Here is a 13,115-nt window from a genome sequence, read left to right as displayed (position 1 = left end):
AAAAAAGCGAGCAAGTCTACACCCAGGTACACACGCTCGGGAACAGGTCTTGTTGACACAGGCGCGGACGAAAGGTTGCAGGGTGCGCCGCGCGCACCCTATTCATCGCTTGGGCAGGGCCAGGCTCACCAAGAATAGCACTGCCGCACAGACCACGATCGACGGCCCGGCCGGGGTGTCCTTGAACCAGGACATCGCCAGCCCGCCACAGACCGCGACGATGCCCAGCACACTGGCCCCAAAGGCCATCTGCTCGGGCGAACGGGCATGGCGCTGCGCCGTGGCGGCCGGAATGATCAGCAGCGAGGTGATCAGCAGCACACCGACGATCTTCATGGCCACCGCGATCACCACCGCGATCAGCAGCATCAGGGCCAGGCGCAACCCGGCGACCGGCAGCCCTTCGACCCTGGCCAGTTCCTCGTGCACCGTGACGGCCAGCAACGGACGCCACAGCGCGACCAGCAGCGCCAGTACCAGCGCACTGCCACCCAGGATCCAGCCCAGGTCGGTCGGGCTGATGGCCAGCAGATCGCCGAACAGGTAAGCCATCAGGTCGATGCGCACATCGTGCATGAGGCTCAGGGTGACCAGGCCCAGCGACAGCGTGCTGGGGGCCAGGATGCCCAGCAGCGTATCGGACGCCAGCGGCTGGCGCTGCTGCAAGGTGACCAGGGCCAGTGCCAGCAGCAGGCAACCGATGGTCACCGCCAGCGTAGGGCTGACGTCCAGCGCGAAGCCCAGCGCCACGCCGAGCAGCGCGGCATGGGACAAGGTGTCGCCGAAATAGGCCATGCGCCGCCAGACCACGAACGAACCCAGCGGGCCGGCCACCACGGCCAGGGCCAGCCCGGCAAGCAGGGCATACAGTAGAAAATCAGCCATGCTTGCAATGATCTCCATGAACGTGGGGCGCAGGCGTGATGACCGAACCATGCAGGTCATGGCTGTGGTCGTGGTGATGGTGGTAGACGGCCAGGCTGGGCGCGTGATGGCCGAACAGCTCGACGAAGGCCGGGTCGCCGCTGACCTGCTCGGGATGGCCCGAACAACAGACGTGCCGGTTCAGGCAGACCACCTGATCGGTCGTGCTCATCACCAGGTGCAGGTCATGGGAGACCATCAGCACGCCGCAGCCATGGCGATCACGCAGCCGGGTGATCAGGCTGTACAGCTCGGATTGACCGGCCACATCGACGCCCTGTACCGGCTCGTCGAGCACCAGCAGTTCCGGCTTGCGCAGCAGCGCCCGGGCCAGCAGCACACGCTGCATTTCACCGCCGGACACCGTCTGGATCGGGCTGTCGATGGTCTGTTGAGCCCCGACCTCGCGCAAGGCCTCCAGCGCGGCGGCCCGGTCCACACCCGGTACCAGGCGCAGGAAGCGCAGCACCGACAGCGGCAGTGTCGGGTCTACCTGGATCTTTTGCGGCATGTAGCCCACGCGCAGGCGTGGCCGGCGCCAGACCGTGCCGCGGTGCGGCTTGAGCAGGCCGAGCACGCTGCGCACCAAGGTGGTCTTGCCAGCGCCATTGGGGCCGATCAAGGTGACGATCTGACCCGGCGCGACGCTCAGGTCGATGGCGTCGAGCACCACCTCGCCTGCGAACGTGACACCGACCTGGTCGAGACGGATGAGCGCCTCGCTCATGCTGCGCTCCGACAACTGGCGCAGACGCCGACCACTTCCACCGTCTGCCCTTCGACCGTGAACCCCACGGCCTTGGCGCTGCTGACGATGGCGCCGCTGATGCTTTCCTGCTCCAGCTCCAGGGCGATGTGGCACATCCGGCAGATCAGGAACTGGCCCTGGTGGGGATGTTCCGGATGGCTGCAGCCGATGAAGGCATTGAGCGAGGCGATGCGGTGCACCAGGCCATTGTCCAGCAGGAAGTCCAAGGCGCGGTAGACCGTTGGCGGCGCTGCACGACGACCATCCTGTTCGCTCAGCACTGCGAGGATGTCATAGGCGCCCAACGGCTTGTGGCTCTGCCAGACCAGCTCCAGCACACGGCGGCGCAGCGCGGTCAACCGCAGGCCTTGGCGTGTGCAGATGGCATCGGCTTCGGACAGCGCGCTATGGACGCAGTGGGAGTGGTCGTGGGGACGATGGGCCAGCGGCGTGATGGACATGGGGAGCGACGATTCCAGGCAGAGACGTTATTATGTTACCCGTTTTTGGCCCTTTCGAGTATGCACCATGTCCCGATTACTGGTTCTCTTCGTCGCTTTCCTCGGGTCGTTCACGGCCCTGAACGCTCAAGCCGACGTACGCGTCCTGACAAGCATCAAGCCCTTGCAGCAGATCGCCGCCGCCGTACAGGACGGGGTGGGTACACCCGATGTGCTGCTGCCGCCGGGTGCGTCTCCCCATCACTATGCGTTGCGTCCTTCGGACATGCGCCGGGTGGGCGAGGCCGACCTGCTGTACTGGATCGGCCCTGACATGGAGGGCTTTCTGCCACGGGTACTGGACAGCCGCAGCAAGACCACTGTCGCCGTGCAGTCACTGCCTGGCCTGACGCTGCGCCATTTCGGGGAGGACAGCCATTCGCACGAGGGCGATCATGATGGGCATGACCATGATGCTGCACACGGCCACGACGAACACGACCATGACCACCGGCCGGGCAGCCTGGATGCTCACCTGTGGCTCTCGTCCGCCAATGCACGCGTGATCGCCGCGAAGATGGCTGCCGACCTGGCGCAGGTCGACCCTGCCCATGCGGCACGCTACCAGGCGAACCTGGCGGCGTTCGTCGAACGCCTGGACGCGCTGGATCGCCGCATCCAGGCCCGTGTGGCGAAGGTGGCCGACAAGCCGTACTTCGTCTTCCACGAAGCATTCGACTATTTCGAGGCGGCTTACGGCCTCAAGCACACGGGCGTGTTCAGCGTGGCTTCGGAGGTCCAACCCGGTGCTCAACACGTGGCTGCGATGCGCCAGCGTCTGCAAGCGGTAGGCAAGACCTGCGTGTTCAGCGAGCCGCCCATGCGCCCTCGCCTGGCCGAGACCCTGACGGCAGGCCTGCCGGTGCGCCTGGCGGAGCTCGATGCGCTCGGTGGCACCGACCCGGTGGATGCCATGGGCTACGAGCGACTGCTGGAGAACCTGGGGACCGGGCTGGCGGGATGCCTGGAATCGCTTTGAAAGAGTGGGAAGCAGAGAGTCGCGCCCTTCAAGCCGTAAGCTGGTGCGACTGATCCATCAAATTGGCTGACAGCGAGAGGCGACTGCCTGGACGGGCTCTGCGGACCTCATCGCAGCCGATCCGGCGCCTGACAGGGCCCTATCGCTGGCAAGCCAGCTCCCACCCAGATCTCTGCAGCCGCCAGTGTAGGCATGGCTGCGCAAGCAGCTTGTGGGAGCGGGCTTGCCCGCGATGACGTCCGACCCGTCATCGCCTGCATCGGCGTGAGCGATGTCTTACAGCGCGAATGGCAACCTCACCACGACCTCTTGCCGTTGCGCCAGGCGCACCTCGAACTCCGACGGGTCGTGGATCATCACGTCCATGCCGGCGAATGACTCGGCCGCGATCAGGCGTGACAGCCAGAACCGTACGCAGGCCACGCGCAGCATGACGGGCCACAGTTCGGCCTCTGCGGCGGTGAAGGGCCGCAGGGCCGCATAGGCACCGAGCAGGCCCTGAGCGCGTGGCAGGTCGAGGCGGCCATCCGCCGTGCAGCACCAATCGTTCAAGGTGATGGCAATGTCATACAGCATCGGCCCGGAACAGGCGTTGTAGAAGTCGATCACACCCGTCAGGTGAGTCCCCTCGAACATCACGTTGTCGCGGAACAGGTCGGCATGCAGGTTGGCCTGGGGCAAGGCGAGGATCTGCGCGCGATGCGCGACGATCTCGTCGAGCGTGGCCTGCAGCAACCGACGCTGACCGGCGTCCAGGCGCGGCAGCAGGTCGGCACCGGCTTCGAGCATCCAGGCCAGTCCCCGATCGGTCTTGCGTTCGAGCATGCGCTCGCGGGTAGCGAGGTGGATGTGCGCCAGCAGCGTGCCCACCTGGGCGCAATGCTGGGTGTTGGGCGTCTTGATGTGCTTGCCGCACAGGCGCGGCTGCAGCAGCGCCGGTTTGCCAGCGACCTCGCGCAACGCGTTGCCGGCACCGTCGCGCAAGGCATAGGGCACCGGCATGTCGGCTTCGTGCAGCACGTCCAGCAGGTCGATGAAGAACGGCAGGTCCTCGACCGGGCCGCGCTCGACCAGCGTCAGCACGAACTCCCCCTGTTCCAGGCTGATGAAGAAATTGCTGTTCTCGGTACCGGCGGCGATGCCCTGGAAATCGAGCAGGCGGCCCAGGCCATAGGGTGCCAGGAAGGTTTCCAGTTGCGGCCGGGTCAGGGGCGTGAAGACGGACATGATGAAAGAAAGCTCATGGGGGCGCCTCTGTTCGACGGCGCCGAGTTGATGTGAAAGCGCCTCACTTTACCACTCGAAGATCTTCCAGGCGGGGATCAGCATGTCGGGTTGGTCGGAGCGGATGAAGTTGGCGTCGGTGCCGTCGGCGCGTACCAGGAAATAGGGCTTGCCATGCTTGGGCGTGACCTTGATGGCGTACAGGAAACCGTTCTCCCGGTACTCCTGGATGGTGCGGTCGCCTTCCGTGCGAATGGTCACCTCGGGGTCGGCCGAGGGCGCATCGTCCGCCGCCTGGGCGACGACTGGCAGGGTGACCAGCAGACCGAGCAATAACAGGCGATTGAATGAGCGCATGATAACCTTGTCCCTTTGTTGTCAATGATTCTGGCCATTCTAGCGCCGGACCCGTCGAAAAGGTTGATTCTGCTCATGAGCCTACCCCCTCTCGTCCTGGTGGACGGTTCGTCCTATCTGTACCGGGCCTTCCACGCGCTGCCACCGCTGACCACCTCCAAGGGCCTGCCCACCGGTGCGGTCAAGGGCGTGCTGAACATGCTCAAGAGCCTGCGCCGGCAGTACCCGGACAGCCTGTTCGCCGTGGTCTTCGACGCCAAAGGCGGTACGTTCCGCGACACCCTGTTCGCCGAGTACAAGGCCAATCGGCCGAAGATGCCGGACGACCTGCGCCTGCAGGTCGAGCCCCTGCACGCCAGCGTGCGTGCCTCGGGCTATCCCTTGTTGTGCGTGGAGGGCGTGGAGGCCGACGACGTGATCGGCACCCTGGCGCGCAGCAGTGCCGCAGCGGGTCGCCCGGTGATCATCTCGACCGGCGACAAGGACATGGCACAACTGGTCGATGGCCACATCACCCTGGTCAACACCATGACCGGCAGCGTGCTCGACATCGACGGCGTGCGCGAGAAGTTCGGCGTCGGCCCCGAGCACATCATCGATTTCCTGGCGCTGATGGGCGACAAGGTCGACAACATCCCAGGCGTGCCGGGGGTGGGCGAAAAAACGGCCGTGGGCCTGTTGACCGGTATCGGCGGTGGGCTGCGTGATCTCTACGACAACCTCGACAAGGTGCCCGCGCTGCCCATCCGTGGCGCCAAGGGGTTGCCTGCCAAACTCGAGGAGCACCGCGACGCGGCGTTCATGTCCTACGAACTGGCGACCATCAAGATCGACGTGCCGCTGGACATCGAGGTCGATGCGCTGGTGTGCGTCGAGCCTGACCGCGACGCGTTGCTGGCGCTGTACACCGAGATGGAGTTCAAGGGCTGGATCGCCGATCTGCAGCGTGAAGCCGCGCAGGCCGGCACGGCGCTGGAGCCTGCCGAAGCGCCGCAGGCCCTGGTCGAGCCGAACTACGAGACCGTGCTCGACCAGGCACGCTTCGACGCCTGGCTGGAAAAACTGCGCCAGGCCCCGCTGTTCGCCTTCGACACCGAGACCACCAGCGTGGACGCCCAACAGGCGCGACTGGTGGGCGTGTCGTTCGCGGTCGAGCCGCACGAGGCGGCCTATGTGCCGCTGACCCATGACTACCCCGACGCCCCGGCCCAGCTCGACCGTGACACGGTCCTGCGCGCGCTCCAGCCTTTGCTGGAAGACCCGGCCAAGGCCAAGGTCGCGCAGAACGCCAAGTACGACATCAACATCCTCGCCAACTGCGCACTGGGCGGTGACCCGGCGCAGGGTATCCAGCTGCGCGGCGTCGCCTACGACACCATGCTCGAATCGTACGTGCTGGACTCCACGGCCACCCGGCACGACATGGACAGCCTGGCGCTCAAGTACCTGGGCCACAAGACCATCGCCTTCGAAGACATCGCCGGCCGTGGCGCCAAACAGCTGACCTTCAACCAGATCCCGCTGGACAAGGCCGGGCCCTATGCCGCGGAAGACGCCGACATCACCCTGCGCCTGCACCAGGTCTTCCAGACGCGGATGGCGAAGACGCCGAGCCTGGAGCCGGTGCTGATGGACATCGAGATGCCCCTGGTGCAGGTGCTGGCCAAGATCGAACGCCAGGGCGCGCTGGTCGACCCTGCGCCGCTGGCGGTGCAGAGTCAGGAGCTGGGCCTGAAGATGGCCGAGCTGGAGCGCGAAGCCTTCGACCTCGCCGGCGAGACGTTCAACCTCGGCTCACCCAAGCAGCTGGGGGCGATTCTCTACGAAAAGCTCGGCATGCCGGTGCTGAGCAAGACCGCCAAGGGGCAGGCCTCCACGGCCGAGGCGGTGCTGACCGAACTGGCCGAGCAGAACTACCCGCTGCCCAAGGTCCTGACGCAGTACCGTACCTTGAGCAAGCTCAAGAGCACCTACACCGATCGCCTGCCCGAGCAGATCAACCCACGTACCCAGCGTATCCACACCTCGTACCACCAGGCCGTGGCCGCGACCGGGCGATTGTCGTCGAGCGATCCGAACCTGCAGAACATTCCCATCCGGACCGCCGAGGGCCGCCGTATCCGCCAGGCGTTCGTCGCCAGCCCGGGCTACCGTCTTCTGGCCGCCGACTATTCGCAGATCGAGTTGCGCATCATGGCGCACCTGGCCAAGGACGAAGGGCTGCTGCATGCGTTTCGCAATGACCTGGACGTGCACCGTGCCACGGCGGCCGAGGTGTTCGGCGTCGAACTCGAGCAGGTGACCCACGATCAGCGGCGCAGCGCCAAGGCGATCAACTTCGGGCTGATCTATGGCATGAGTTCGTTCGGCCTGGCACGTCAGATCGGTGTCGATCGCAAGCAATCCCAGGACTACATCGACCGTTATTTCACGCGCTACCCAGGTGTGCTGGCCTACATGGACCGCACCCGCAAGCAGGCCGCCGAGCAAGGCTTCGTCGAGACCCTCTTCGGCCGTCGCCTGTACCTGCCGGACATCAATGCCAAGAACCCTTCGCTGCGCAAGGGCGCCGAACGCACCGCGATCAACGCGCCCATGCAGGGCACCGCGGCCGACATCATCAAGCGCGCCATGGTCGCGGTGGACCACTGGCTGGAAGACAGCGGGCTGGACGCGCGCGTCATTCTCCAGGTGCACGACGAACTGGTGCTGGAGGTGCGCGAGGACCTGGTCGAACAGGTCAGCCGGGAAATCCGTGTCCACATGAGTGGCGCCGCGCAGCTCGACGTGCCGTTGCTGGTGGAGGTCGGTACCGGCTCCAACTGGGACGAAGCACACTGACATCACGTGTGCCCGGTGCCTGGCGATCGTGTCAGGGCCGGGCGCGTGGTCCCGTGGGGGTGGGCATGAACGCGCGGATGAAAAGCATTTTCACAGGCAGGGGAACTTAAGGGGTGAAACGCGACTCAGAGTCCCTGAATGGCTGAGCAAGCCGTTCGATGCTCCTATGTTGTGTTAAGTGTTGGCAGATATTCGGACCCCGCCCTAGCGGTCCGAACTTGGACCCCGAACTTCCCCCTCCCCCATGAAGTCCGGGGTTTTTTTTGCCTGCCGTCCGGCGATCCGGGCCAGTCATCGACCCACCCACGACGGCTCGGCAGGCGCAGCGGGTTATTCGGCCGCTGGCTTGTCTTCCAGTTCCATCCAGCCAGCCAGGACGCCGTAGGCCTCTTCCAGCCCCTGGCGCTTGGGCGCCGAAAACAGCTGGATGGTCACGCCCTGGCCCCAGCCCTTGCGGATCTCCGCCTGTACCTTGAGCAGCGTGTTCTTCGCGGCGCCGAAGGTGAGCTTGTCGGCCTTGGTCAGCAGGATGTGCATCGGCATCTGACTGGCCTTGGCCCAGTCGAGCATCATCTTGTCGAAGTCGGTCATCGGATGGCGCACGTCCATCATCAGGATCACGCCACGCAGGCACTCGCGGCTGCCCAGGTAGGCTTCCAGGTGGCGCTGCCAGTGCTGCTTGAGGGGAATCGGCACCTTGGCGTAGCCATAACCGGGCAGGTCGACCAGGCGGCGCTCGTCGTCCAGGGCGAAGAAGTTCAGCAACTGGGTGCGCCCCGGCGTCTTGGACGTACGCGCCAGGTTGGCGTGGGTCAACGTGTTCAGGGCGCTGGACTTGCCGGCGTTCGAGCGGCCGGCGAAGGCGACTTCGTAGCCCTGGTCGTCGGGGCACTGCTCGACCTTGGCAGCGCTGATGGCGAAACGAGCCTGCTGGCAGAGACCGAGGATGGGATTCTTGACGTGCATGGGTTTTCCGATAGGGGCGTTGCCGGGCCTGGGCGCGGCAAGCGGTGCGTTTCCGTTTGAATGCCGGAAGTATATAGTGAGGCGGTTTTCGTGTGCGCGTTGCACCGACACTAGCCGCGCGCGCCAGGCCGCGGGGGCGGCGACAACGAGCTGCCGTTCGCGCAGGCTACACAGGATTCCAAGGCATTGCACGATTCCCCAGACCAAGCGGGCCCGCGTCACGCCACGTCATGCCTTGGCCAGGCGCGCCTGCGCAAGCCCGTGCGCCTGATGGCAGGCCTGCTGCTGATGCTGTGTGGCCAGGGCACCCTCCAGGCCGAGCCGCTGCGCGGGGTGGCGGCAGCGGGGCAGGCCAAGAGCGCCGTGTGCGGTGCGTGCCACAACCCTGATGGCAACAGCCTGGTGCCGATCTTTCCCAAGCTCGCAGGCCAAGGCGAGCGCTACCTGCTCGAGCAGCTTCACGACATCCGCACGGGGGTGCGGCCCGTGCCGGAAATGACCGGCCTGCTGGCCTCCTCGAGCGATCAGGACCTGGCCGACCTCGCTGCCTGGTACGCCAGCCAGACGCCGACCACAGGCGTTGCCGATCCCGTCCTGGTCGAGCGTGGCCGTGCGCTGTTCAACGGGGGCGATCCGGGCACGGGCCTGCCCGCCTGCATCGGTTGCCATGCGCCCGATGGTGCAGGGCTGCCCTCGGCAGGCTTTCCTCGAGTGGCCGGCCAGCATGCCGCCTACGTGAGCAAGCAGCTGCGGGCATTTCGTGAAGGCCAGCGCACGGACGAAGGCGATGCCGCCATCATGCGCACCATTGCCCAGCGGCTGAGCGAGGCAGACAGCGAGGCCCTGTCCAGCTACATCCAGGGCTTGCAGTGAGCCGCCGTTAACACAAGGTTAATGGGGCCGGGTTAACAAGGGGGCCGTTGCCCGACGGCGCTCAGGCGAGCGTTCCAGCCCCTGCGGTTCTCCGGTCGCCCCCGGCATCGTTCACCCTTTTTCATGACCGTAAACGTTACACTCGAGAACTCGACCTCTTACCATGGGTCTCAGACTATTCAGCAAGGTCGCCAAGCGGCCAATGACTGCCTCAGGAGCAAAGCATGCGTAAACTGTTTCTCAGCGCCGCGCTGGTCGCCGCCAGCGCTTTCGGAGTAGCCGCCGTCCAGGCCGCGGAGCCTGTCGCCGGCGAGCAATACATCGAGCTGAGCAATCCGGTTCCTGTCTCGGTACCTGGCAAGATCGAGGTCGTCGAACTGTTCTGGTACGGCTGCCCGCATTGCTACCACTTCGAGCCGACCCTCAACCCCTGGGTCGAAAAACTGCCCAAGGACGTCGTCTTCAAGCGCGTACCCGCCATGTTCGGCGGTCCCTGGGACGCCCACGGGCAGATGTTCCTGACCCTCGAAGCCATGGGGGTGGAGGCGAAGGTCCACGCTGCGGTGTTCGATGCCATCCAGAACCAGCGCAAGCGCCTGACCAAGCCTGACGAAATGGCCGAGTTCCTGGCGACCCAGGGCGTGGACAAGGACAAGTTCCTGGCCACCTTCAACTCCTTCGCCATCAAGGGCCAGGTCAACCAGGCCAAGGAGCTGGCGAAGAAGTACGAGATCACGGGCGTGCCGAGCATGGTCGTCGATGGCAAGTACCGCTTCGACCTCGGCACCGCCGGTGGGCCTGAAGGCGTCCTGCAGGTCGCCGACCAGCTGATCGCCAAGGAGCGCGCCGCCAAGTAGCGGCGCTGACCATGGCCCGCTTGAAGACCACGCGAGGCGTCGGCCTGCATCAGCCGCAGGTCAACCCAGCCCATCTGCAAGGCGCCCAGTTGCCCGCCGATGGGCGGCTCAGGCTGCTGAGCTTCAACATCCAGGTAGGGATCAGTACCGAACGCTACCGGCACTACCTGACCCGCAGCTGGCAGCACCTGCTGCCGCACACCGGTCGTGCCGGCAACCTGCAGAAGATCGGCGCGCTGATCGGCGACTTCGACCTGGTCGCCTTGCAGGAGGTCGACGGAGGCAGCCTGCGCTCGGGCTACGTCAATCAGGTGGAGCACCTGGCGCACCTCGGTGCCTTCCCCTACTGGTACCAGCAGCTCAACCGCAACCTCGGGCGTTTCGCCCAACACAGCAATGGCGTGTTGAGCCGCCTCAGGCCCCATGCGCTCGAAGACCATCCGTTGCCCGGGCCGGCCGGTCGCGGTGCGATTCTGGTGCGCTTCGGCGAGGGCGCGGATGCGCTGGTGGTGGTCATGATGCACCTGGCCCTGGGAGCCAAGACCCGCGCCCTGCAGCTGGCCTACATCCGCGAGCTGATCGGTGGCTATCGTCATCAGGTGCTCATGGGGGACATGAACACCCACGCCAATGACCTGCTCGAGCACTCGCCCCTGCGTGATCTGGGGCTGATCGCACCACAGGTCGAGGCCACGTTCCCCAGCTGGCGACCCCAGCGCTGCCTGGACCATATCCTGCTCAGCCCGACCCTGACGCTGGAACGGGTCGAGGTCCTGTCTCAACCCATTTCCGACCACTTGCCGGTGGCGGTGGAGATTCGTTTGCCTGACGCATTGACTCTGGATACGCTGCCGGTCGTGAGCTGACAGCCCCCACCCCGATGCGGATCCAGGCATGACCGACGACGCCCAGCGCTGGAAAGACAAATACCTGGAGAGCCTCGAGCAGCAGGAAGCGCTCGAACGGCGTTGGGAGGCGCGTCTCGACCTGCTGCGCCGCGGCCTGGTGCGCAGCACGCTGGCGGCCGAAGGCAGCGACAAGGCGGTCGATGCGTGCATGAAGGAGATGCGCGAGGTCATTCGCGGCGACAACCTCGACGCCGCGCTCGCCGGGCTCATTCCTCGCCTGGAAAAGGCCGTGCTCGATTCCGAGCAGCGCCGTGAGACGCGCCTGGGTCAGGTCAGCACGGCCCTCTCGGCCCTGGTGCAGCAACTGCAGCACCTGCCCTTGCCTAGCGACGTCGGCAAGCCGCTGAAGAAGTTCGCCAAGCAACTCGATGAGCGCGTCGGTCAAGCCCGGGAGATGCCCCTGCTGCTGAGCGAACTGAGCAACCTGCAAGGGCGGGCCCTGCAGGCCTTGCGTGCAGAGGCGCCGCCCACGGGGCCTGGCCTGCTGCAACGGCTGTTCGGGTCTCGTGACGCCGATGCACCGGCCACCGCGCCTGTCGCTCCGGTAGTGCCAGTACCCGCGCCTGAACCGTTACCTGCACCGTCGCCTGTACCTGACGCGGTACCTGCCCCGATCGACCCGCCGCCTGCAGACACACCCGTGTTGGCGCCGCCTGTGACGAGCGACGTGCGGCCTGTGCTCGTGCCGCCTGTGACAGACGACACACCCGCTGTGTCCGCGCTGCCGGAGGCCCTGTCCGCACCGCCTGCCTCGATCGCGACTCCACCACCCGTCCTGCCCTCGGCGCAGCCATCGTCGATCGACGACGACGGCGCATTGGACGAATCGCTGGACGACGGTCCCTATGCCCTGCCCTATGCCGTAGAGCCTCCTTACAGCAGCGTGGCGGCGCACATCGAGCAGACGCTACTCGGCCTGCTCGACGATCTTACATTGCCAGAGCGACACAAGACCCAGGCGCTGGCCATGCGCGAACGGGTCGCCGGTGGCCTGAACTGGTACGAGCTGATCCCCGTGCTGGACGACCTGGCCGTGCTGATGCTGGCGATCAACGACAGCGGGCAGCATGAGTTCGAGGCTTATCTGCAGCAGCTCAACGGGCGCCTGGAGAGCTTTCAGAGCCATCTGCAGGATGCCAGCAGTGGCCATGCCGACCAACGCTCGGCCTCGCGTCAACTCGATCACCAACTGCGCGCGCAGGTCGGCGGCCTGCAGAGCAGTGTCCAGGACGTGGCTGACCTGGCGAGTCTGCGCTCGATCCTGGACAACCGCCTGGAAGGCCTGCTGACCACGCTGGACGAACACTGCCGCACGCGGGATCAGCGCGAACAGGCGCTGGCCGGTCGTTTGCAAGGGTTGGCCGAACGCGTGGCGGCGATGGAGCAGGAAGCGCTGGACGTGCGCGGCCACCTCGAAGAGCAACGCCAGAAAGCCCTGATCGACCCGCTCACCGGGCTGCCCAACCGGGCGGCCTGGAGCGAGCGCCTCGAGCACGAGGTACAGACCTGGCAGGTATCCGGTGAGCCCCTGTGCCTGGCGATCCTCGACCTGGACCACTTCAAGCGGATCAATGACAGCTATGGGCACCTGGCCGGCGACAAGGTCCTGAAGATCGTCACCCATGTACTGCGCACACGCCTGAAGGGCCGAGATTTCATCGCGCGCTTCGGAGGCGAGGAGTTCGTGCTGCTGCTGCCGGGTAGCCCGCTGGCGGCCGGTCGCGCGTCGAGCGACGACTTGCGTGCCGCCGTGGAAGCCTGCCCGTTCCATTTCAAGGGCGAGCGGGTGACCGTGAGCGTCTCGATCGGCGTGAGTGCCTTCCGGGCCGGCGATCAGGCCGAGGCGGTGCTCAAGCGGGCCGACCAGGCGTTGTACCGGGCCAAGGCCCAAGGGCGCAACCGGGTCGAAACCGATCATTGAAGGCCTGCCGGATGTGT

12 protein-coding genes are annotated in these 13,115 nt (G+C 65.8%); 6 read left to right on the top strand and 6 right to left on the bottom strand.

What is annotated here, in order from left to right; all coding sequences use genetic code 11:
* Positions 1 to 102 precede the first annotated feature (102 nt).
* Genes znuB through G7Z99_RS15155 form a run of 3 tightly spaced genes read right to left on the bottom strand, consistent with a single transcriptional unit; the run spans position 103 to position 2,133 of the window.
* A complete protein-coding gene (znuB, locus tag G7Z99_RS15165) occupies positions 103 to 885 on the bottom strand; it encodes a zinc ABC transporter permease subunit ZnuB (protein WP_181095160.1) in 783 nt (260 codons plus the stop codon).
* A complete protein-coding gene (znuC, locus tag G7Z99_RS15160) occupies positions 878 to 1,651 on the bottom strand; it encodes a zinc ABC transporter ATP-binding protein ZnuC (RefSeq protein WP_181095158.1) in 774 nt (257 codons plus the stop codon). The genes znuB and znuC overlap by 8 nt, the downstream gene beginning before the upstream one ends.
* Entirely contained in the window at positions 1,648 to 2,133 is a 486-nt protein-coding gene (locus G7Z99_RS15155) for a Fur family transcriptional regulator (RefSeq protein WP_181095156.1), read from the bottom strand. Before G7Z99_RS15155 ends, znuC begins: the two co-directional genes overlap by 4 nt.
* A gap of 67 nt (positions 2,134 to 2,200) precedes the next feature.
* Between G7Z99_RS15155 and znuA the strand changes: the two genes are divergently transcribed.
* Positions 2,201 to 3,151, top strand: coding sequence for a zinc ABC transporter substrate-binding protein ZnuA (znuA, locus tag G7Z99_RS15150; protein WP_181095154.1), 951 nt, complete (start codon positions 2,201 to 2,203; stop codon positions 3,149 to 3,151).
* 276 nt (positions 3,152 to 3,427) lie between these two features.
* On the opposite strand, the gene G7Z99_RS15145 is transcribed toward znuA, so the two are convergent.
* Entirely contained in the window at positions 3,428 to 4,378 is a 951-nt protein-coding gene (locus G7Z99_RS15145) for a homoserine kinase (protein WP_181095152.1), read from the bottom strand.
* A gap of 66 nt (positions 4,379 to 4,444) precedes the next feature.
* On the bottom strand, positions 4,445 to 4,732 hold the full coding sequence (locus G7Z99_RS15140) for a DUF2782 domain-containing protein (protein ID WP_181095150.1): 288 nt from the start codon (positions 4,730 to 4,732) through the stop codon (positions 4,445 to 4,447).
* 75 nt (positions 4,733 to 4,807) lie between these two features.
* On the opposite strand from G7Z99_RS15140, the gene polA reads away from it, so the two are divergent.
* Entirely contained in the window at positions 4,808 to 7,573 is a 2,766-nt protein-coding gene (gene polA, locus G7Z99_RS15135; protein WP_181095148.1) for a DNA polymerase I, read from the top strand.
* A 330-nt stretch (positions 7,574 to 7,903) separates the two neighbouring features.
* Here polA and yihA read toward each other — a convergent pair whose 3' ends face one another.
* On the bottom strand, positions 7,904 to 8,539 hold the full coding sequence (gene yihA / locus G7Z99_RS15130) for a ribosome biogenesis GTP-binding protein YihA/YsxC (RefSeq protein ID WP_060395464.1): 636 nt from the start codon (positions 8,537 to 8,539) through the stop codon (positions 7,904 to 7,906).
* A gap of 270 nt (positions 8,540 to 8,809) precedes the next feature.
* Between yihA and G7Z99_RS15125 the strand changes: the two genes are divergently transcribed.
* From G7Z99_RS15125 to G7Z99_RS15110, 4 genes are all read left to right on the top strand, one after another.
* Positions 8,810 to 9,412 carry a c-type cytochrome gene (locus G7Z99_RS15125; protein WP_181095227.1) on the top strand — a complete coding sequence of 201 codons (603 nt, stop codon included), beginning with the start codon at positions 8,810 to 8,812 and terminating at the stop codon, positions 9,410 to 9,412.
* A gap of 224 nt (positions 9,413 to 9,636) precedes the next feature.
* The gene (gene dsbA, locus G7Z99_RS15120) at positions 9,637 to 10,269 is read left to right on the top strand and encodes a thiol:disulfide interchange protein DsbA (RefSeq protein ID WP_181095146.1); all 633 of its coding nucleotides are present in this window, start codon (positions 9,637 to 9,639) and stop codon (positions 10,267 to 10,269) included.
* 11 nt (positions 10,270 to 10,280) lie between these two features.
* Complete coding sequence (locus G7Z99_RS15115; protein WP_181095144.1) at positions 10,281 to 11,135, top strand: endonuclease/exonuclease/phosphatase family protein; 855 nt, start codon at positions 10,281 to 10,283, stop codon at positions 11,133 to 11,135.
* Positions 11,136 to 11,163: 28 nt separating this feature from the next.
* On the top strand, positions 11,164 to 13,098 hold the full coding sequence (locus tag G7Z99_RS15110; protein ID WP_181095142.1) for a GGDEF domain-containing protein: 1,935 nt from the start codon (positions 11,164 to 11,166) through the stop codon (positions 13,096 to 13,098).
* Positions 13,099 to 13,115: the final 17 nt, after the last annotated feature.

The organism is Pseudomonas entomophila, from assembly GCF_013523165.1.
Classification (GTDB): domain Bacteria; phylum Pseudomonadota; class Gammaproteobacteria; order Pseudomonadales; family Pseudomonadaceae; genus Aquipseudomonas; species Aquipseudomonas entomophila_A.
The sequence above is the reverse complement of the archived record's forward strand: the minus strand, read 5'-3'. Positions and strand labels throughout refer to the sequence as shown.